At 47.3% G+C, this 21,180-nt stretch carries 13 protein-coding genes; 6 read left to right on the top strand and 7 right to left on the bottom strand.

What is annotated here, in order from left to right; all coding sequences use genetic code 11:
• Positions 1-8: 8 nt before the first annotated feature.
• The 4 genes from DTQ70_RS01440 (at position 9) to DTQ70_RS01425 (ending at position 9,228) form a co-directional block, all read left to right on the top strand.
• Positions 9-3,173 carry an efflux RND transporter permease subunit gene (locus DTQ70_RS01440; RefSeq protein ID WP_122929156.1) on the top strand — a complete coding sequence of 1,055 codons (3,165 nt, stop codon included), beginning with the start codon at positions 9-11 and terminating at the stop codon, positions 3,171-3,173.
• Positions 3,173-4,606, top strand: a complete 1,434-nt coding sequence (locus tag DTQ70_RS01435) for a TolC family protein (protein WP_122929155.1) — start codon at positions 3,173-3,175, stop codon at positions 4,604-4,606. Before DTQ70_RS01440 ends, DTQ70_RS01435 begins: the two co-directional genes overlap by 1 nt.
• Before the next feature lie 120 nt (positions 4,607-4,726).
• Positions 4,727-6,649 carry a heparinase II/III family protein gene (locus DTQ70_RS01430; RefSeq protein WP_122929154.1) on the top strand — a complete coding sequence of 641 codons (1,923 nt, stop codon included), beginning with the start codon at positions 4,727-4,729 and terminating at the stop codon, positions 6,647-6,649.
• Between the two features lie 305 nt (positions 6,650-6,954).
• Positions 6,955-9,228 carry a tetratricopeptide repeat protein gene (locus tag DTQ70_RS01425; protein WP_122929153.1) on the top strand — a complete coding sequence of 758 codons (2,274 nt, stop codon included), beginning with the start codon at positions 6,955-6,957 and terminating at the stop codon, positions 9,226-9,228.
• A gap of 45 nt (positions 9,229-9,273) precedes the next feature.
• Here the strand turns inward: DTQ70_RS01425 and DTQ70_RS01420 are convergent, their stop codons facing one another.
• The 5 genes from DTQ70_RS01420 to DTQ70_RS01400 form a co-directional block, all read right to left on the bottom strand.
• Positions 9,274-10,683, bottom strand: coding sequence for a Gfo/Idh/MocA family oxidoreductase (locus tag DTQ70_RS01420; RefSeq protein WP_122929152.1), 1,410 nt, complete (start codon positions 10,681-10,683; stop codon positions 9,274-9,276).
• A 10-nt stretch (positions 10,684-10,693) separates the two neighbouring features.
• The gene (locus tag DTQ70_RS01415) at positions 10,694-11,389 is read right to left on the bottom strand and encodes a DUF1080 domain-containing protein (RefSeq protein ID WP_122929151.1); all 696 of its coding nucleotides are present in this window, start codon (positions 11,387-11,389) and stop codon (positions 10,694-10,696) included.
• Positions 11,390-11,446: 57 nt separating this feature from the next.
• Positions 11,447-12,856 carry a sensor histidine kinase gene (locus DTQ70_RS01410; RefSeq protein ID WP_122929150.1) on the bottom strand — a complete coding sequence of 470 codons (1,410 nt, stop codon included), beginning with the start codon at positions 12,854-12,856 and terminating at the stop codon, positions 11,447-11,449.
• 3 nt (positions 12,857-12,859) lie between these two features.
• Complete coding sequence (locus DTQ70_RS01405) at positions 12,860-14,578, bottom strand: histidine kinase (RefSeq protein WP_164489801.1); 1,719 nt, start codon at positions 14,576-14,578, stop codon at positions 12,860-12,862.
• A 153-nt stretch (positions 14,579-14,731) separates the two neighbouring features.
• Positions 14,732-16,156: an aldehyde dehydrogenase family protein gene (locus DTQ70_RS01400; protein WP_122929148.1), complete on the bottom strand. Its 1,425-nt coding sequence runs from the start codon at positions 16,154-16,156 to the stop codon at positions 14,732-14,734.
• A gap of 135 nt (positions 16,157-16,291) precedes the next feature.
• Here DTQ70_RS01400 and DTQ70_RS01395 point away from each other — a divergent pair, with 135 nt between their 5' ends.
• On the top strand, positions 16,292-17,320 hold the full coding sequence (locus DTQ70_RS01395; protein WP_122929147.1) for a helix-turn-helix transcriptional regulator: 1,029 nt from the start codon (positions 16,292-16,294) through the stop codon (positions 17,318-17,320).
• Positions 17,321-17,335: 15 nt separating this feature from the next.
• Entirely contained in the window at positions 17,336-18,139 is an 804-nt protein-coding gene (locus tag DTQ70_RS01390; RefSeq protein WP_122929146.1) for an SDR family oxidoreductase, read from the top strand.
• 284 nt (positions 18,140-18,423) lie between these two features.
• Here the strand turns inward: DTQ70_RS01390 and DTQ70_RS01385 are convergent, their stop codons facing one another.
• Positions 18,424-19,338 (bottom strand): serine protease, encoded by a 915-nt coding sequence (locus DTQ70_RS01385; protein WP_122929145.1) that lies wholly within the window; start codon positions 19,336-19,338, stop codon positions 18,424-18,426.
• A 113-nt stretch (positions 19,339-19,451) separates the two neighbouring features.
• Positions 19,452-21,062 (bottom strand): phosphoenolpyruvate carboxykinase (ATP), encoded by a 1,611-nt coding sequence (gene pckA / locus DTQ70_RS01380; RefSeq protein ID WP_122929144.1) that lies wholly within the window; start codon positions 21,060-21,062, stop codon positions 19,452-19,454.
• Positions 21,063-21,180 lie beyond the last annotated feature (118 nt).

The raw sequence follows: 21,180 nt of genomic DNA, 5'->3' as shown, positions 1-21,180 counted from the left end.
GCAAGAATATGTTTAGTAAATTCATACATCGACCAGTGCTTGCTATCGTCATCTCGCTGGTCATCATTTTCATGGGGATATTGGCTATTACTAGCTTACCTATCTCACAATTTCCCGAAATTTCGCCCCCAATGGTCATCGTACGGGCCTCTTACCCAGGGGCTAGTGCGAAGGTACTTACCGAATCGGTGCTGATTCCGATGGAACAGGCCATCAACGGCGTACCTGGCATGAAATACATGACTTCTGACGCCACCAGTGCGGGGGAAGCCAACATCCAGATTGTCTTTAACCTCGGCACTGACCCCGACCAAGCTGTCGTCAACGTCAATACGCGTATTGCGCAGGTACTCAACCGCTTGCCCGTTTTGGTGCAGCGCGAAGGGGTTATCGTCAACCGTATCGTTCCCAACATGTTGATGTACGTCAACTTGTACAGCAAAGACCCCAAAGCCAACATGAAGTTTCTCTTCAACTTTGCGGGAGTAAATATGTTACCTGAACTTCAACGGATTACGGGAATTGGGCAAGCCAGTATCTTGGGTAGTCGCCAGTACGCGATGCGGATTTGGCTCAAACCCGACCGTATGCGGGCTTACAATATTTCGGCCGACGAGGTGATGGAAGCCCTCAACGACCAAAGTGTGATTGGGTCGCCTGGGCGGATTGGTCGAAGCGATGGAAAACGCGCCGAAGCCTTGGAATACGTATTGACCTATCAAGGGCGTTTCAACGACGTGGAACAGTACAAAAATGTAATTGTGAAGGCAAATCCTAACGGTGAAATTCTGAAACTGAAAGACATTGCCGAAGTGGAGCTTGGTAGCGAATATTATGACATTTATTCCAACCTCAATGGCTTCCCGTCGGCAGCGATTATGCTCAAACAAACCTACGGAAGTAACGCCAGCGATGTCATTAAAAGCGTAAAAGCCAAACTGGACGAAATGAAGAAAACGTCGTTTCCGCCTGGCATGGATTACGAAATTAGCTACGACGTTTCGCACTTTTTGGATGCCTCCATCGAAAACGTTATTCACACCCTGCGCGATGCCTTTATTCTGGTGGCCTTGGTGGTGTTTATCTTCTTGGGCGACTGGCGCTCTACGCTCATCCCCACGCTGGCCGTGCCCGTGTCGTTGATTGGTGCCTTTATCTTTATGCAGCTCTTTGGCCTGACCATCAACATGATTACGCTCTTTGCGTTGGTACTTGCCATCGGTATTGTGGTCGATGACGCCATTGTGGTCGTGGAGGCCGTTCATGCCAAAATGGAAGAGGAACCTCACCTCACACCTTACAAAGCCGTCAAGAAAGTACTTCGCGAAATCAGCGGCGCCGTTATTGCCATTACGTTGTTGATGACCGCCGTGTTTGTCCCAGTTGCCTTTATGACGGGCCCCGTGGGGATTTTCTACCGCCAGTTTTCGATTACGATGGCTACGTCTATCGTCATTTCGGGGCTGGTAGCGCTTACCCTTACGCCTGTGCTTTGTGCCATGATTTTGAAAAATCACCACGGTCACAAACGCAAGAAAACCATCATCGACCGCTTTATTGATGCCTTCAACCGAGGTTTCGAGAAACTTACGGGTCGGTATGTGGGGCTTTTGCGTCTAATCGTCAACCGCCGCGTAGTGACGTGGGGAATCCTGTTGGCTTTTGGGGTCGGAATTTTCGGAATTACGGCCAAACTCCCGTCGGGCTTTATTCCGAGCGAAGACCAAGGCATGATTTACGCCATCGTACAAACGCCTCCAGGCTCCACCTTGGAACGCACCAACGACATTACCCGCAAACTCCAAGCGATTGCCGAAAAAGTAGAAGGCATTCAGTCGGTTTCGGCCCTTGCGGGTTACGAAGTCCTTACCGAAGGGCGGGGGTCAAACGCGGGTACGTGTTTGATTAACCTCAAACCTTGGGACGAGCGTAAACACACCGTCAATGAGATTATTTATGAATTAGAAGAACGAGCCAAAGTAATCCCAGGGGCGACCATCGAATTTTTTGACCCACCAGCCGTACCAGGGTACGGAGCTGCGGGTGGTTTTGCATTGCAATTGTTGGACAAAACCAACACGGGTGATTACAAACAACTCGAAAAAGTCAGCTCCGATTTTATGAGTGAACTCAAAAAGCGGAAAGAACTGACGGGCTTGTTTACCTTTTATAGTGCCAATTACCCCCAATACGAACTCGAAATCGACAATAAATTGGCCATGCAAAAGGGCGTTTCGATAGGCAATGCCATGAATACGCTTTCTATTTTGATTGGTAGTACGTACGAACTCGGTTTTATTAAGTTCCAGCGTTTCTTTAAGGTGTTTGTGCAAGCATCGCCCGAATACCGCCGACTCCCTGACGACATTATGAACCTGTACGTTAAAAATAAGTACGACGAAATGGTACCGTTCTCGGCCTTTATGCGCATCAAAAAATCGCAGGGCGCCAACGAAATCAACCGCTACAACATGTACACCACTGCGGCTTTCCGTGGGGCACCTGCCAAGGGGTACAGCAGTGGCGAGGCCATCAAGGTGATTCAGGAAGTGGCTAAGAAAACCCTCCCGCGCGGCTACGACATCGACTGGGGTGGCTTGTCGAAAGACGAAGTAATGCGGGGTAACGAGGCACTTTACATTTTCCTCATCGTATTGGCCTTTGTCTATTTTGTCCTTGCTGCCCAGTACGAGAGCTTTATTCTGCCGCTGGCGGTGGTGTTCTCGCTGCCTGCGGGGGTCTTCGGTTCTTTCCTACTCATTAAAGTGATGGGGCTTGCCAACGACATTTATGCCCAAGTAGGATTGGTGATGTTGGTTGGGTTGTTGGGGAAAAACGCGGTCTTGATTGTGGAGTTTGCCGTTCAGAAACACAAAGAAGGATTCACCGTTTTGAACGCCGCCATCGAAGGGGCCAAGGTACGTTTCCGCCCCATTTTGATGACGTCTTTTGCCTTCATTGCGGGGTTGATTCCGCTCGTGCTTGCCACGGGTGCAGGGGCCATCGGAAACCGTACGATTGGTTCGTCAGCCCTAGGAGGAATGCTTTTTGGGACTGTATTCGGCGTGATTATCGTTCCTGGGCTGTACTTTATTTTCGGAAAAATAGCCGAAGGTCGTCAGCTGATTAAAGGCGAAAAAGAGAATCCATTAACCGAAGAAATTGAGCACTAATGTTTAAGAAAATCATCATACTCGGTCTTGGAGTTGCGGGGTTAACGTTGGCCATTTCGGGCTGCAAAACCCCAGCGCTGGTCACCAGAACCGAACGAAATACCTTACCTGCGAGTTTCAATAACTCGCAGGACTCGACCAGCAGCGCCACGATTCGATGGAAGGAGTTTTTTACCGACCCTTACCTCACCGCACTGATTGACAGCGCCTTGCAAAACAATCAGGAGTTAAACATTACGATGCAGGAAATCGAAATGTCGCGCAACGAAATCATGGCTCGTCAAGGGGAATACAAACCTTTTGTGGGAATCCGTGGCAGTGCGGGTGTGGACAAAGTGGGGCGCTATACCAACATCGGAGCCAGCGAAGCCACCACCGACATCAAACCTGGCCGAGAAACCCCCGAACCGTTACCCAATTTTCTGGGTGGATTGTTTGCCACGTGGGAAATCGACATTTGGCATAAACTCCGTAATGCCAAAGATGCCGCCGTGCATCGGTACTTGGCCAGTGGCGAAGGCAGAAATTTTATGGTCACAAATCTAATTGCCGAAATCGCCAGTTCGTACTATGAGTTGTTGGCGCTTGATAGTCAATTAGCAATTATTCACCAAAACATTGACATTCAGAACAATGCGTTGCGAATTGTGCGACTTCAAAAAGAGTCCACCAAAGTGACAGAATTGGCCGTTCGGCGGTTTGAAGCTCAGGTGTTGAACACCCAAAGTTTGCAATACAACATCCAGCAACGAATCATCGAAACCGAAAACCATATCAATTTTTTGGTGGGACGTTATCCTCAAACCGTGGCGCGTAGTTCGCAAGATTTTAGCAATTTAGTCCCCGCGACCATTCATACGGGCTTGCCTTCGCAGTTATTAGCCAATCGTCCCGACATTCGTCAGGCAGAACAGGAATTGGCCGCCAATAAGCTAGATGTGCAAGTGGCCAAAGCGCGGTTTTATCCTTCGTTGGGAATTTCGGCAGGAATTGGTTATCAAGCTTTTAATCCGTTGTATTTGTTAAAAACGCCCCAATCACTCATTCTTTCTCTGGCGGGGGATTTAGCGGCACCGTTGGTCAATAAAAACGCCATCAAAGCCTCATATTTCAACGCCAATGCCAAGCAGATTCAGGCAGTTTATAACTACGAACGTACGTTGTTGAATGCGTATATTGAGGTAGCTAATCAAGTTTCTAAAATCAGCAATCTCGAAAAAACATACGACACCAAATCCAAAGAGGTTCAAGCACTTACGCAGTCAATCACAATTTCAAACAACTTGTTTAGCTCGGCCCGTGCCGATTACATGGAAGTGTTGTTGACACAACGCGACGCCATAGAATCGCGGTTTGACTTGGTCGAAACCAAGATGCAACAGATGAATGCCGTTGTGAATATTTACCGCGCCCTGGGCGGGGGTTGGAATTAAACCAAAATCCCACAAATTTATTTTCTGTGGTCAGTATGAAAAGGGGGTTCTTGCCATCTGTTAGATATAAACCCTTCAATAGCGACGTTGCGTTGCAACGTCGCTACAATCAAACGACCAATGAAACACCTTTTCACCACCCTTTTAATCGGTTGGGCGGCCATCGCCAGCGCCCAAGTGACCCAACGAAACCTGCTCGGTACGGCCTATTCGCTTGAAGCCGTCAAGCAGTCGCTTCTTCCCCAAGCCCAATTTAAACCCTACCCCAAAACCGCCGCCGAATGGCAATCCCAGCTTCCCGATAGTGTGACAGCACGGGTGATAAAAGCGGGAGAAGCTGTGTTGAACTACAAATTTGAAGCCATTCCAGCCAGTGTTTCGATGGATTTTGTACGCTCAGGCGACCGCGAACGCCACGGCAAACTTTCATACGGAAAACGAAACGCCCTCATTGACCTTATTTTGGCTGAGAGCGTGGAAGACAAAGGCCGATTTACGGAAGCCATTTTCAACGGCGTTTGGTCCATTTGTGAGGAAAGTTTTTGGGGTGTTCCTGCCCACATCAGCGGTACAGGTCTGCCCAACGTCGAAGACCCCGTCGTGGATTTGTTTGCGGCCGAAACGGCAGCCGTGCTTTCTTTCGCCGACTATTTTGTGGGTAAAAAATTAGATAAAATTAATAAACTCATTCGCAAGCGAATTTACTTTGAAACCAATCGGCGGTTGTTTGTACCCATGATTCAAAACCCCGACCGATACGGCTGGATGAGCAAGAAAAATGCCGTAAACAACTGGAATCCGTGGATTATGTCCAACTGGATGACGGCGACGCTGTTGTTAGAAAAAGACGAAAAACGCCGCGCCGAACAACTCCATGCGGCCATGCTCGGATTGGATTTATACCTCAACGGCCTCGGTGAGGATGGCGGCTGCGACGAAGGCCCAAGTTATTGGTTTGCGGCGGGAGCTTGTGTGTTTGACTGCCTTGAATTGCTCGAATCCGCGACTCAAAACAAAGTAAGTGCGTACCAACAGCCGCTTATTCAAAAAATGGCGTCTTACGTGTTCAAAACCCACATTGCGGACGATTACTTTGTCAACTTTGCCGATGCCGACCCCAAGCTCAAGCCCGACGGCATTATGTTGTATCGTTTTGGCAAAAAAATCAACGACCCGCAATTGATGCAGTTTGGCCTGTGGGCAACTGAAAAATACCCATTGGCGGTGTCTAACAACGGCTTTCACCGTATGCGCCGCATCCAGAATTTACTCACCATCAAAGAATTACCTTCTACCAAAGCGACGTATCAACCCGTCAAAGACGCTTGGCTCGGCGATATTCAAGTACTAACGGCCCGTAGTTCCAACGGTCTGTACTTGGCTACCCACGGCGGGCACAATGCCGAAAGCCACAACCACAACGACGTGGGCGATTTTCTACTTTATGCCAACGGCGAACCTGTGATCATCGACGCAGGTCGCGGTAACTACACCGCCCGCACTTTTTCGTCGAAGCGGTACGAGCTTTGGTTTACCCAATCTCAGTACCATAACTTGCCGATTGTCAACGGACTAGGGCAACTCGCAGGGCGAACTTACGAGGCGCATAACGTCAAAAGTACCATCAACGAAAAAGAAGCAACTTTGTCGATGGACATTGCGCCTAGCTACACCAAAGAAGCGGGAATTCAGACATGGAATCGTTCGGTGAAGCTCAATCGCGTAAAAAATAGTGTCGAAATAAACGATGATTTTACGTTGGCTCAAAAACCCACTTCGCTCCAGCAAGTTTTTATGACGGTTTGCGACACGGATTTAACCACTCTTGGCAAAATCAAATTGACTACTCCCAAAGGACAAATCTTTGTTATTCAATACGATAGCAAGCTCTGGGATGTATCAACTGACCTGCCTTCTACCGACGGAATGGAATACGTCAGTTTCAAAACCAAATGGGACAATCGCCCCGTGCGTCGATTGATACTTTCGCACAAAGCACTGCCTCAGAAAGGAAAATCGACATTTTTAATTATGCCGAATTAGGTACATTGTTTGTTACTTTTTTTACGTTTTACCCGCAGATTAAGAGCCGCAGATATTCGCTGACGAAAATAGCTTCATTAAGTCGTTTATCTGCGTTTGTATTATTCTGCGCGCTTCTGCGGGTAAAAAATGAAATTATGTATTAAGCCTAGTATTTCCCCTTTTTTCATCGTCGATGTAGCTAAATAGGCGCTAAAGTCAAAACTTAGCGTTAACTTTACTTACACATTCTACACCAAAGGACCAAAACAGCTGTTTTTGACGCCTTATTGCTCATTTTTTTCCCTCAAGTGGCTAATCATGGCATGGTTCGTGTAAATGAAATTAAGTTAGTTACATTGACGATTGGTATGGAGATGCTGACTTTTAGGTTTACTTTACTCCTTTTTATAGTTGAATTTGTACTTGGCACACGGTCTCAAGCGTGCGTGGTAGATTCTTCTAATACGGGGTCGTCAGCGCATTCAACCAAGAAAATTGCGGTAGCTCCTCCCAAAAAAAACGTTCCTCAGAACCCCAAGCGGTTTCCTCAACTCAACAATGGTGGCATTCAGTACGCTTACAATCAGCGGTACCAAAGTGCGCAGTCAATGTTTCTACAAGCCCAAGAATACGATGCCAACAACGACACCTTACTGTATAATCTCGCACTCGTTACTGGCGTATTAAAAGAATACGACACCGCCCTGCAACTACTGACGCAGACAGGAGCTGGGAAGCGTTATTTGCACAATAAGGGCGTTTGGGAAGCGCAGAAAGGCGATATTCAACAGGGCTTGGCCACGTGGGAACACGCACCTCCTAACGATACACTTATTTTTAACATTGCACTGGCCCATTACAAATTGGGTGATTTGCAACAGTCACAAGATTGGAGCAAGCGAATTGGTTTTGCCAAAGCGGCCGAATTTCACGAACTAGCCGCCAATATTCAATTTAAACTTGGCGACTACAAACAAGCAGAACGCCTCTACGAAAAAGCCGACAAACTCGCAACGCGCGTGGGCAAGCACCCAAGCGGGCCTCGTTTTTTGGTACAACGCGGGAATAGCTCGCTGGCCTTGGCCGAATACACCACAGCGGAGGCGCTTTACCGCGAATACCTTACCACCAAAGACCCTTATTATCGCTTTGCGGCAAGGCTGGGTTTAGGCCACGCGCTGTATCGCCAACGTAAGTACCAGGAAGCGGTATTGGAGTACGACGCGGCTTGTCGGCTCAATGATTTTTCGGCCGAAGCGTGGCTAAGTTTGGGCAATGCGTACGTCGGCACCAACGGGCAACGCCAAGCCCAAAAAGCGTACGAACGGGCGCTGGATTTAGATTCGACCCAAAAGCACGCTTGGCTCGGTTTAGGCATTATTTATTATCGTCTCCAAAATTATAGCGAAGCGGTCTGTTGTTTTGAGCAAGCGGGTGAAATTTTGAATGCCAAAAATCCCCACCATGCCGATTTTTTTGCCGCACGGGCGTTTTGTCGGCTCTATTCTCACCAAACAGCCTTGGCAAAAGATGACGTTCAAACGGCAGTGCAACTTTCGGGGAAAGGACTACTTCCCTGCTTGGCCATGAGCGAGTATTGCCGCATCGAAGGGTATTTTTTGACTTCCTTAAAATGGCTGGAAAGGGCCATTCGAGCCAACCCCGAAATCAGCGTTCGGATGCTCGTCAATCGGGGGAATATTTATCTCAAATGCAACGAGTACCAGCAGGCCCTCGACGACTTCACCCAAGCCCACGCCCTCGACCCAAGCAATATCAACGCGAGCAACGGTTTGGGCGTTTCGTACCTAAACATCGACGACATCGACCGCGCGAAGGTACTCTACGATAGCCTTTTGCGAAAAAAGCAATTGCCGATGTTGTACAACAACCGTGGGATTGTTCAGTCGTATATGTCGTTGCGTGAACGCCACAACCGCGACCAAGCCGAAGAAGCCAAGTTTTCCGACTTATCGCTCAAAGATTTTGAAAAAGGTCTGGAAATTGATTCCACCAAAAAGGCGTACAATGTCAACATTGGGAATGTCTTCAAAAACCGCAACGAGGAGTCATCGGCCATTGCGCATTATCAATTGTATTTAAGCAAAAATGCCATCAACAACATGGGGGTTTTGTTTGCCAAAGACACACGCAAAGATTTTTCAAAGCACTACATCGACATTGCCATTACCTACGATTCGTCAAACACGATTTATTTGTACAATCGCGCCAAGCTTCACCACGACCATTTTAAAGACCAGTTTTTCCGCCGCGCCGATTTTCAACAGGCGTTTAAACTGAAACCTACCCAAGACATCAGCCTCAAGTACAGCCCCGATGGGTTTATTACGATTTTCTTGTTTGACTACGAATTTGAGACGTACCATTTTCCAGGCAATCCGCTATTCGACATTCATCCTCAGCCGATTAATGACTTTGCGTTTTTGCCGTCGTTGGATTTTATTCCGATGAAAGAAGGGGGAGAAATTAGGACGCGAAACGGAAAAGGAGGGTATTTGGTCACGAAAAATCAGCTTCAATTTCGGCCCGCTTCGCGCAAACAACGTGGGCGAACAAAGTGCCCTAAGATAAGATAACACCTTCCCGAAAGTTCAAAACTTTCGGGAAGGTAAACTCCACGCTTATATCCGATAATAATCCTCCCAGCCTTTGCGCGGCGGAATACCTGTCAGCATCGCGTTGGCAAAAGAATGATTGGTAATGGTTTTTGTCGTACGGTCAAACAACAGTTTCGTGTTCAGACGCTGCGCCATTACACCTAACGCAAACACTTGACATAACGGCCCTGCAATTTCAAACGGCGAACGCGTTTTTTCTTCTCCTTGGCACGCCAACAAGAAGTTTTTGAAGTGGTTGGATGGACTAGCTGGCACTACAGGCAGTTTCGACTGCATTTCTAACGCTTTTTCTTTGGGAATAATACTCAACGTGCTTCCGTGCGAGCCGCCCTTGAAAATGAGGTCTTTTGAATAAATAATCTTACCTGGATTCAAGGTCGCGGCCTTAATTTTCTGGCCTGCCACCACAGGAATATTCGGGTCAAGTTCTGACAAACCGTATCCGTCGGGCAACGGAGGTTGGTTGTTAACGCCGTCGTACCAAGTTACGTCCACGGCTGGCATTCCTTTTCGCTCGGGGAAGCGGAACAAAAGCGTCGATGACATTGGGAAGAAGAAATCATTGTGTCCGTCCAACTTCACCGCAGTCACTTCGTTTGGCAATCCAAGATCGAGGAATTGGTGCGCCGTATCCAAGATGTGCGCGCCCCAGTCGCCCAAAGCACCCATCCCGAAATCGTACCAGCAGCGCCAGTTACCGTAGTGGTATTTTTCGTTAAAATCGTGGTACATCGTGTTCAAATGCCACGTATCCCAATCCAACGTTGACGGAATGGGCTGAGCCTCGGGGTATTTTGAAATCTTAGGATCCCAACCGTGCCATCTGCGGGCCGAGTTCATGTGGGCCGTAATTTTGGTTACGTCTTTGATGATACCCGCATCTTTCCACGCTTTAAACTGGAAATAGTTTGCCTCCGAGTGCCCTTGGTTTCCCATTTGGGTCACCACTTTTGGGTTTTTCTTGGCCAACTTCATCAACAACTCCGATTCGTGGAAGGTCCGCGCCATTGGTTTTTCAACATAGACGTGCTTGCCCAACGACATCGCGTGGACGGCCACTACGTAGTGGGCAAAATCAGGAATTCCGATAGAAACCGCCTCAATCTGATTTCCCATGCTGTCAAACATTTTACGGAAATCTTGGAACTGTTTCGCATTGGGGAACATGGCCGCAATCTCTTGCGTATGCTTGGCGCCCATGTCGATGTCGCAAAGTGCCACAATCTCAGCCAAACCCGTTTTGTTGAGTTCTTTGATGATTTCACCCCCACGGAAGCCGATTCCAATGCAAGCCAATTTGACTTTTTCGCCTTTTCGTGCTGGGTTTGTCATGATGCTTGGGCTCAATTGCCCCAAAGCTAGGCCCGAACCCGCAACCCCTGCTTTTTTTATAAAATCCCTTCTGGTTGTCATTTGGTAACGATTATTTTTTTTCTAAAATTTTAATGTTTTTAAACCACACCTCGTCTCCGTGGTCTTGGAGTAAAATTGGCGCTTCGGTAGCATTGCCAAAATCGGCGTACTTTTTGTACTTGCTGTAGTTGACCAACGCCCGCCACATCTGGTTGTTGCGGTCGTATTCCACTATTTTCACGCCATTGAGCCAGTGTTCTACGTGGTTGTTGTTCACGACAATCATGGCCGTATTGAAGTCGTCCTTTTTAAGTGGTTTTTTGGGGTCGGCAGTAATCAAGTCGTACAAAGAACCCAAGGTACGGTTGCCCTCTACGCCAGCTTTGGCATCGGGGTGTTTGTCGTCATCCAACACTTGGTATTCGCAACCAATGCCCGACGAATTTACGAAGTACTTGATGCCGCTGTTGGCACCTTCCGTCAGTTTGAAGTCTATTTTTAGGACAAAGTTTTTGTACTTATTCGTCGTAATAATATCGCCTCCTCGGGCACTTTTTACGACTTTCAACACGCCACCTTCCGTTGACCAACCTGTAGCAGGAAAACCGTCGGCTTTCGTGCTTTTCCAGCCAGCGTTGGTTTTTCCGTCCCAAAGGAGTTTCCATCCTTCGGTCTTTTCCTTTTTCGTCAGGGTATTGTCTTCAGATTGGGCGTACGAGAGTGAAGTACAGAACAATAAAGAAGCCAACAAACTTTTTACTTTCATGCGTTCTTAGATTAATATTTACCCTAAGAAGGCATTTTTGGCCAAATGATACTGCAATCAGAGCGGAATTTTAAGCTCTACGCGCGTGCCTCGGGGGTTTCCCTGCTCGTCCATCAAGTCGATGGTAATGGCACTAACGGCCTGGGTACGGTTGGCATTGAGCAGGCGAATCCGACTATCGGTAAAGGAAGTACCGCGCGAAATGTGCGAGCGACGGCGGTGGGAGTTGATGTAGGCAGCGGCCTCGCGACCAATGCCATTATCTTCAATGATGCACAACAAATCATCAAACTGTCTCAGGATAACCACTTTAAGTTGACCTCCACCCTCTTCTTTCGGACGAAGCCCGTGCAAGATGGCGTTCTCGATATAGGGTTGGAGCAACATCGGCGGAATCTCCGTCCGCTCGGCATCGATGGTTTCGTCGATGTCGATGTGGTACTCAAATTTATTTTCAAATCGAAGTCGTTCTAAATCAATATAATACGACAATGCCCGCGTTTCGTCGGCCAGCGCCACGCGGTCGTTCACCGAGTTTTCCAACATCTGGCGAATCAGTTTTGAGAATTTTGCCAAATAATTCAGCGATTCTTTGGTCTCTTGTTTGAGGATAAAATGCTGAATCGACCCCAGCGCATTGAACAAAAAATGCGGATCCATTTGGGCTTTCAATGCCTGTAAACGCAGGTCGTGGTTGATGTGCTCAATGTCCAAGCGTTGGCGCTCAATTTCTTCGTTTTGTTGGCGAAGCAGCGCGTTGGTATCGTCCAAAATTGCTCGCTGACGGTCGGTTTCGTCCAACGCTTTTGTCAGCTTTTGTTGATTGCCACGATTGACCAATTGAAGATAAATAAAAGCTACCGTCAGCATAACCATGCCCCGAATGATACCCATGTGCGCTACGTGTGGGTTGTCGTAATGGGCATCATTGGCAATCCAGGCCGACCGTGGAACTAAGTCTGTCACGTAGTCAAACGACAACACCGTCAGAAATACCCACCCAAGCCCAAGCAGCATTTGAAACCACTCAGTGATTTGAAAAAGCAAAATAGGCAGGATAATCATGGCCATAAACGAAATTTTGGCCGCCGATGCAGGGCCTTCCGTTAGCAATCCAGCACCTATCAAATTAAACACAGGGGGCGTAATGACAAACCACCACCGCGCCGTCGAGTACCAACCCAAACGATTGATAAGCAGGGGCATTAAATAGCTCAGAATCGCTAAAAAATGCAGAATGAAGACATCTAATACTTGAATATAGTTGAACAACGGCCCAATGAGCACCAAACTTACCGTTGCGGCCAAGCGGTTGGTCAGAATCACTTTGTTTTTACGGTCTTCGGAAAGTTCGTCGGTAATGCCTTGTCTCGACACCCAACGCCACAAGGGACGAACCCAACGGGTCAACGTCCGTGAGAGGGCATTTTTCTTGGCATTTAACGATTCCGAAAGCGCTTTCAACATACGTTATGATTTTAAAACACGATAACGGATTTCGTAACGGTCAGGGACAGACGTCGAAACCGTAATCGTACCTGCTTGGGCTGCGTTGTAAAGCTCTATGCGTTGCCACATCAGGCTCAATGAAGCGTTGTCCGTCTCTGGTTTATTGCTGATTCCCAATAAAGGCTCTCCTGTTGGCGCATTTACTTCAATACTCCCCACAATGTATCCATTTTTATAGTCAAAGCCAACTTGCAGAAACCCCTCATTGTCTTTTCTAACCAAAATACTTCGGTGCAAAGCAGTTTCAATCAACGGGTATATCAACAACGTAGGAATCTGCCAGTCTTTGACGGCTTGGTCATACTGCACTTCAAAGCCAAACTTGTCGGCGTAACGGATTTTTTCCAATTGCAAGCACTGCGTCAACAACTGACATTCTTCTGCTACCGTACAAAAAGTTGTTTCGGACTGCTGCAACAAATTATTCATACATTCCGATAGCGCCGTCAGGTACGCAAGTGTACTTTTTCGTTCGTTGAGGCTTACAAAATACCGAAATGTATGCAGTGCATTGAAGACAAAATGAGGGGTCGTTTGCGACTGTAACACCCGTAGTTGTAAATCCCGATTGATACGCTCTATCTCGCTTTTTTGGGACAGAATCAACTCGTTTTGCGTTCTCAACACTTCCGAATAGTGCTTTTTACTGCGATAACGAAGGTAAAAAATAAACATCAATACCAACGCGAACACACCCGTGAGCAAAAGAATATTCCGCAGGTCACGCTGAAACTCCGATTCTTGCGCAGCTTCGATGACGCGTGCAGCAAACAAGTCTTTCTCAATTTGTAATAACTCCAAATCGTTTTGATTTCGCATCGAATCGTTCATCACGTTCAGAAACACCAATTTCCACATGTGCGCCCCCAAATACTGACGGGCGATTTGCTCAAAATCACGCTGAAAATCAGCACTTTCAAAGTACGCATCGACGGGCTCTTTCCAATCACTTTTCATGGGATAAATACCCGCAAAACCTGGACGTTTTACGGCCCAAACAGGCTGGCGTTTGACTTTGAGGCCACGCTGGAGCGCCACAATGTATATCGACAATGGCAGATACCCAAACGCTTTTTCATCTTGGGAAATCGCCTCGGCAATTTCGTAATCGTTGTTTTTGAACGTTGTCGCCACCTGAGGAATTCGTGAGCGAAGTTTGGCAAGATCTTCGGCCATGGTGGTGTTGTCCATCGCAAAGCTGTGCATCTGTTTGGCACCGTCTAAAAACGCTTCGGGTGATTTGTACAATGCTCGATTGGCGTGCGTCACGAGCACGTTGAGATCGGGCATGTAGGGCGGGGTAAATTGAAGAAACTTGGCCCGTTCGGCGGTGATTGAGATGTAACCCCACGCAAAAACCCCTGCTTGTTTGCTGTTTTTGATGGCCGCTATCATCTGCTGAAAATCGGGATTTTCCACCCAGTTCACGGCCAATTTTACCCCGTATTTTTTTTCGGTAAAACGCACAAATGCTTCCATCACTTCGTACTCCACACCCATCAACCGCCCATCCGAAGCCTTAAACACAAACGGGTCGATGCCATTCCAAAGCGACGTGACTGTTCCTTGTTTATTGCGCAGTATTTCTTTCCACGAATCTCCCTGATACGAGGCTGTTATCTGCGCAAAAACACTTAGTCTCCACAGCACAGCCAGCCCTATCAGTAGCATTTTTTTCATTGATTTCTGTTCGCGATTTTGGAGTTTTATCTTAACCTCCAAAAATACCAAAACCCAGCGAGACCATTGGCATATATATACGTAAAATGCCCCGAAACGGGGCATCCACTTATTTAGCGTAACAAATACGTCTTTTTCCGAAAAAATAATCCCCTAAAAATACTTAATGAATAGCTCAATAAGCTTCTTGACTTTGTCGGTATAAGGCGGATAAATAAACTTCATCGTTCCAAATTGTCGTTTGGTTACTCCCCGCAGGTTGCTCATTTCTTGAAACCCGAAAAAACCATTCGACTTTCCAATTCCGCTGTTGTTTACGCCCCCAAAAGGTACTTCGGCGTTGCTAAACTGCAACATCATGTCGTTGATGACCGTATCGCCCGCCGTGGTATTATTCAGAAAATAATCGATGCTCCGTTGACTGTTACTGTGAATGTACAAAGCCAGCGGTTTTTCTTTGCTGTTAACGTACCCAATCACCTCCTCTTTATCGCGGTAGGTCAGTACGGGTAGCACAGGCCCAAAAATCTCCTCTTGCATCACTTTCATGCCGTCGTTGACATGGGTAAGGAGCGTTGGTTCAATAAAGTTTTGGTCAGCAATGGTCGCCCCTCCTACTTCAATTTTAGCGCCCTTTTCTACGGCGTCGTTCAGATACCCTTTAATGCGCTGAAAATGACGTTGGTTTACAATGCGGGCGTAGCTATCGGAGGCTTCCACTTTGTAGCCGTCTGAGGTGTACATCTTTTTGACAACTTCGCGATAGGCATTGACAAATGCGTCTTTTTTCGACTCATGAATCATCACGTAATCAGCCGCAATGCAGGTTTGACCGTTGTTCAAACATTTACTCCAAGCCGTCATTTCAGCCGCTTTCTGAATATCTGCCGTTTCGTCGATGATATTAGGCGACTTTCCTCCCAGCTCCAGCGTCACCGAAGCCAAATGCTCCGCCGCCGCGCGCATCACTATTTTACCAATGGAAGGCGCTCCCGTAAAAAAGATATGATTAAATGGTAGTTTCAACAGCTCCGTGGCGACAGTCGCATCGCCTTCTACTACCGCCACTTCGTTTTCATCAAACAATTCACCAATCATTTTTTTGATAAATCCCGAGGTATTGGGCGTCATTTCTGACGGCTTGATGATGGCAACATTTCCCGCCGCAATGGCCGATACCAACGGCTTAATAGCCAACGAAAGCGGGTAGTTCCAAGGAGAAATAATGAGTACATTTCCCTTGGGCTCGTGTTTGATGTAGCTTACGGTGCCTATCATCCCCATGGGCGTCGAAAGCCGTTGTGGCGCCATCCAACGTTTCAGGTTTTTGCAGGCAAATTTTATCTCCGACGTAATGCTATAAACTTCCCCCAAAAGCACTTCAGAAGCTGGTTTTCGGAAGTCATCGTACATGACTTTTTCCACTTCGGCTTGGTGTTCCATCAAATACGCCTGAATCTTTTGGAGTTTTTCTTTCCGCTCATTGGCGTCTGTGAGGGCAATGTAGGCAGCTTTGCGCCGCTGTTTTTCAAAAATACGCTTACAGTCCGCGTGGACTACTGGTTCTTGTACTATCATAGGTTTTTGGTCAAAAAGGTTAGGTTAAGTCAGCGTTGGGTAAGTACAAAAATACAATTTTCTAGCAGGATAATTACATATTTTTAGTAAAACAGAAATTTATCTACTTTTACTAAAATTTTTATCAAAATCGCCATGAGCATTGTCAGCGACAACATGAAATACTTGCGGAAATTGCACGGAATGACGCAAGACCAATTTGCCCGTAGAATTGGCATAAAACGGGCTTCTGTGGGCGCTTATGAGGAACAACGCGCCAATCCCAACATCGACGTTTTGAAGGTAATGTCGAAGTTGTTCAATGTTTCTGTTGACGATTTGCTAAAAAAAGACCTTCGGAAAATCCGTGAAACACCGAGCCTTATTCCCATCGACAAACCAGCGGTTTCGTCGTTGGTATCGGAGCCTCAAGAAAAAGAGCCACAGACACTTTCGAGCATTTTTGACCAGTTTTATGTACCGCCTACATCCACGCAGCCGCGCCCACAGCCTGTGCCTGTAAGCCCACCCGCTGCCGTAGCGCCGCCTGTGATTGAGCCTCCCAAACCACCGAGCCCGCCCAGTTACTCGGCGCCCATTGCACCGCCGCCTGTTGTACCGAGTTATGCCCCAACGACGACGTTCAACAACAATTACGACGGCGGTTCGGCTACCATTGTCCAAACACCGAGTGCGTACGACAAGCCAAACCCCCAGGCGATTCCTTACGTTCGGCAGTCGCAAATGAAGGAGTACATCGACAAATTTTCGCAAAACGATTACGTCAAACGTCTTCCTTCTTTTGAATTTCCCCTTTTGCCCAGCGGCAGTTACCGTGCTTTTGAAGCAGGCGACGATTTTTCGTACGTCAATTCGTTTTTGGTGGGTCAACAAATCAGCAATTGGTACGACATCGCCGACGGTAAAATGTACGTCTTGGTAGCGCGCAACTTAGGGGTGGTCTGCCGACGGGTTTATAACCAAGTAAAAATCAAAGGAACACTTTTGTTGAGTTCAGATAAAGTAAACATTCCTACCTTTGAAGTGCCCATCAAGGATGTACTGGAAGTGTGGGAAATCAAGGCATTTTTTAGCACAGTTTTGCCCGAGCCTACCGTTTCGCTTGACCATCTTCGGTATTTAGTGAATCAAATGCACGAAGAACTGAACCAAATTAAGAAATAGATGGGTTGTTAATACATGTCTAAAGTTATTCTCATTACTGGAGCTTCGACGGGAATAGGTCGCACTACCGCCGAGTACTTAACAAAACTAGGGCATCGCGTGTATGGCACTAGCCGAAAACCCTTCAACGAGGTCGTTTCTTTTCAAACGGTTGTGATGGACGTCACCGACGATGCTTCGGTGCAAAACGCCATCGCCCACGTTCTGCAACGTGAACAGCAAATCGACATCCTCATCAACAATGCGGGCTTGGGAATTATTGGCGCCCTTGAAGAGGTTCCCGAAGAAATGATTCAACGGGTTTTTGACACCAACGTCTGGGGACTTTTGCGGGTTTGCCGCGCCGTGTTGCCCGCCATGCGCCAACGCCGCAGTGGACTTATCATCAACGTAGGCTCCATTGCAGGTCGCATGGGCTTACCTTTTCGGGGCATCTATAGTGCGAGCAAAGCATCGGTAGAAATCCTGACCGAAACCCTCAGCATCGAACTCAAACCTTTTGGTATTGAAGCGTGTAGCGTATTGCCTGGCGACGTCCGCACCAACATCAACGCCAACCGTTTGGTGGCGCATAGCCCTTCCAATTCGCCTTACCGCGCTTACGTGGACGACATGAATGCCAAGGTAAAGGCTGAAGTAAGCGAAGCCGCCGAACCGATGTACATTGCCCAAACGATTGAGAAAATTATCAACGCCAAGTCGCCCAATATTTATTACGTAGCAGGGCCATTCCTCCAGCGCGCTTCGTTATGGCTCAAGCGCTTCCTTCCAAGCCGCATTTTTGAATACTTGCTTCGCGAAAATTATGGAATGAAATGAGGGGAATTAAGAATTAAAAATGGGCGCGTTGCGAAGAATGCCGTTCCTAATTCTTACGCAAACTTTTCAAGATAAGTACTTGATTTTGTGCCTCATAGAGGCTTAACATTTGTAGAACAATAAGGGTTTGTCCGATTTGGTGTACCATAGGTACACCACTTGTAAGCGATGTTGTGTACCTACGGCCCACTAAAAATAAGAAAATAGATCCCTGTAACTACAAATAGGTAGTGCCTAAAGGCACATTTCTTGAAAAATTCGCGTTAATTCTTCATTTTTAATTCCTAATTCAAATTTTCCCTAAAGGCTTTTTTCGTGTAAAACTTCACATTATGTTGGCGAAGAAACTCCTTGATGATGTCGGCGCTAATGCAAACGCCTACGTGCAAAAAGGGGTGGTTAGAAATCTTGGCGCGGTGGGTTCCCCCTACCCAAACGTCGTGATTGACCATGTCAAACCCCATGTGCAAGTGGCGAGTCGATTGTTGCATTCCGTAAACAGTTCCTTCGGTATCAAACAACGGGCCACCGCTTTGTCCTACCAATCCTGGGGTACTCATTTCAATCGCAAAAGGAGTTCCTGACTCGTCGGCAATATATCGGGTAACAATTCCATCAATGGGAAACGAAGGGGTAACTTGGTTATGGGTTCGCACCCACTCAATGTCGTCCAAATCTGAATTATAGCGAAAGTTGGTGTATTCGGCAAACGGATACCCCAAGCGGCACAATGACTTTCCAGGCTTCGCACTAGATCCATCGGCAACAAATTCGGCAGGACGTTGAAAAAACTTTTGCCCCGTTCCTTCAAAACGCAAAAGTGCTAAATCGTATTTTGGGTGATACGTAACGTGGATTTGAGAGAGACTTTCAAAGCAATTGATAAAATCGAATTTTTGCCCAATGACCGTCCCCAACTTCATATTAAACTGGTCTTCCAATCGTTGCCGCAAATAGTCGTGCTGAGGCTCGCGTAAAATTTTACGGTACTCAGCCATAAAACGTGCATAGTGCTGCTGGATAGCTCCCACGTTGACAATCAAGTCGGCTACGTGCTTGCAAGTGATGGCATCGCCATTTTCATTGATAAAAAATAAGGTCGCCGCGCCTGGTCTGATTTCGGCTTGGTTGTATAAACGGGTGATAATATGAATAGGTCGAGTAAACTCACTAACGCGTTCGATGGCTTTTACAAACATTTTTTCTCTTAGGTATAAAGTTATTGCAAGGTATAGTACAATTCTCGTACCACAAAAAAGCCCTCAGCTGGATTTCTGAGGGCTTTGGGGATTAAAAAAGAGGAAGAAAATCGTTAGGCCAACGGCGCACCCGCTAAGATTTGCGGACTTGCATAATCACTGTATTTGGCAAAGTTGCTACGGAACAAATCAGCAAGGTGCAAAGCGGCGTGGTCATAAGCTACGGCATCTTTCCAAGTCGCACGTGGGTTAAGCAATTCGCTAGGCACATTTGGGCACGTTTCGGGCATTTCAAAGCCAAAAATCGGGTGTTTTACGTAGTTTACCGCTTCCAAATCGCCTTTTAATACCGCCGTTATCATCGCCCGCGTATAGGCCAGTTTCATCCGCTCACCTTCGCCATAGCCACCGCCCGTCCAGCCCGTGTTAATCAGCCAAACGTTTACTTGGTGTTGGTTAATTTTTTTTCCCAACAAATCAGCATAACGTGTTGGATGAAGCGGTAAAAAAGCCGCTCCAAAACAAGCCGAAAAAGTAGCTTGCGGTTCTTTGATGCCCATTTCGGTGCCTGCTATTTTGGCAGTATATCCCGAAATAAAGTGATACATGGCCTGACCTGTCGTCAGTTTTGAAATCGGTGGCAGTACGCCAAACGAATCGGTAGCCAAGAAAAAGATGTTCTTAGGCGCGTCTCCCCGCGACGGCTGCATGATATTTGGGATGTAGTCAATGGGGTACGCAGTGCGGGTATTTTGCGTCACCGAGCTATTGGTATAATCAACGGTGCGCGTTCCTTCGTGAAAGCGGGTATTTTCGACAATCGTCCCAAAACGAATCGCGTTAAAAATCTCAGGTTCGCGCTCTTGGGTCAGGTTAATGACTTTGGCATAACACCCACCTTCAAAATTAAACACTGTGTCACCCGTCCAGCCGTGCTCATCGTCCCCAATTAACGAGCGGTTGGGGTCGGCCGATAAAGTGGTTTTTCCCGTCCCCGACAAGCCAAAGAAAACAGCAGTATCGCCTTCTTTGCCGACGTTGGCCGAGCAGTGCATCGACAACGTGCCGCGTTCGTGGGGCAATTTGTAGTTTAGCACCGAAAACACCCCTTTTTTCATTTCACCCGCGTAGCCCGTTCCCCCAATCAAAATCACATTTTTGGTCAGGTTTAGAATGGCAAAATTTTCGCTGCGGGTTCCGTCAACGAAGGGGTCGGCTTTAAATTCGGGGATATTGATAATGGTAAACTCTGACTCAAACTGGCTCAATTCTTCCTGAGAAGGGCGCAAAAACATGTTATGGCAAAACAAATTGTGCCACGCCCAGGTGTTGACCACAGTCAGATTGAGACGATAATCGGGGTGATCGCAGACGTAGCCTTGACGAACATACACCGTTTTACCCTCCAAAAAGTCCAGCATTTTTTTGTGTAAAGCATCAAACTTTAGGGCATCAAACGGGGTATTGATGTCGCTCCACCAGACCGAGTGTAACGTTTTTTCGTCGTTGACGATGTAGCGGTCTTGCGGCGAGCGTCCCGTAAACTCGCCCGTATCGGCCATCAATGCCCCTGTGTCAGTAAGGTGGCCTTCGCCGTTGAGGAGCGCCTGTTCGACCAACGTCGCTGGCGGTAAATTGAAATGAAATTTGTTGACCCGTTGTAATCCTAACGAGTCGCGAACCTCTTCGGTATCGACGAGGGCGCGTTCCAAAATTGCAGTCATGCTAGTATGTTGTATTGATGAAGTGGAAGGGGTTAAACTAACCACTACAAAAGTACACAGCAAGCGTAATTATAAAAATAACCGTTGGCGTTTTTTATAATTTTTGACGATTATTTCA

Origin of the sequence: Runella sp. SP2 (assembly GCF_003711225.1) — a bacterium.
In the GTDB taxonomy this organism is placed as follows: domain Bacteria; phylum Bacteroidota; class Bacteroidia; order Cytophagales; family Spirosomataceae; genus Runella.
The sequence above is the reverse complement of the archived record's forward strand: the minus strand, read 5'-3'. Positions and strand labels throughout refer to the sequence as shown.

What these genes read in the sequence shown, in the direction of transcription:
- DTQ70_RS01420 (WP_122929152.1), bottom strand. Translation starts at nt 10,683, where the DNA reads ATGACAACCAGAAGGGATTTTATAAAAAAAGCAGGGGTTGCGGGTTCG.
- DTQ70_RS01415 (WP_122929151.1), bottom strand. Translation starts at nt 11,389, where the DNA reads ATGAAAGTAAAAAGTTTGTTGGCTTCTTTATTGTTCTGTACTTCACTC.
- DTQ70_RS01395 (WP_122929147.1), top strand. Translation starts at nt 16,292, where the DNA reads ATGAGCATTGTCAGCGACAACATGAAATACTTGCGGAAATTGCACGGA.
- DTQ70_RS01410 (WP_122929150.1), bottom strand. Translation starts at nt 12,856, where the DNA reads ATGTTGAAAGCGCTTTCGGAATCGTTAAATGCCAAGAAAAATGCCCTC.
- DTQ70_RS01425 (WP_122929153.1), top strand. Translation starts at nt 6,955, where the DNA reads ATGGTTCGTGTAAATGAAATTAAGTTAGTTACATTGACGATTGGTATG.
- DTQ70_RS01435 (WP_122929155.1), top strand. Translation starts at nt 3,173, where the DNA reads ATGTTTAAGAAAATCATCATACTCGGTCTTGGAGTTGCGGGGTTAACG.
- DTQ70_RS01400 (WP_122929148.1), bottom strand. Translation starts at nt 16,156, where the DNA reads ATGATAGTACAAGAACCAGTAGTCCACGCGGACTGTAAGCGTATTTTT.
- DTQ70_RS01430 (WP_122929154.1), top strand. Translation starts at nt 4,727, where the DNA reads ATGAAACACCTTTTCACCACCCTTTTAATCGGTTGGGCGGCCATCGCC.
- DTQ70_RS01405 (WP_164489801.1), bottom strand. Translation starts at nt 14,578, where the DNA reads ATGAAAAAAATGCTACTGATAGGGCTGGCTGTGCTGTGGAGACTAAGT.
- DTQ70_RS01440 (WP_122929156.1), top strand. Translation starts at nt 9, where the DNA reads ATGTTTAGTAAATTCATACATCGACCAGTGCTTGCTATCGTCATCTCG.
- DTQ70_RS01390 (WP_122929146.1), top strand. Translation starts at nt 17,336, where the DNA reads ATGTCTAAAGTTATTCTCATTACTGGAGCTTCGACGGGAATAGGTCGC.
- pckA (WP_122929144.1), bottom strand. Translation starts at nt 21,062, where the DNA reads ATGACTGCAATTTTGGAACGCGCCCTCGTCGATACCGAAGAGGTTCGC.
- DTQ70_RS01385 (WP_122929145.1), bottom strand. Translation starts at nt 19,338, where the DNA reads ATGTTTGTAAAAGCCATCGAACGCGTTAGTGAGTTTACTCGACCTATT.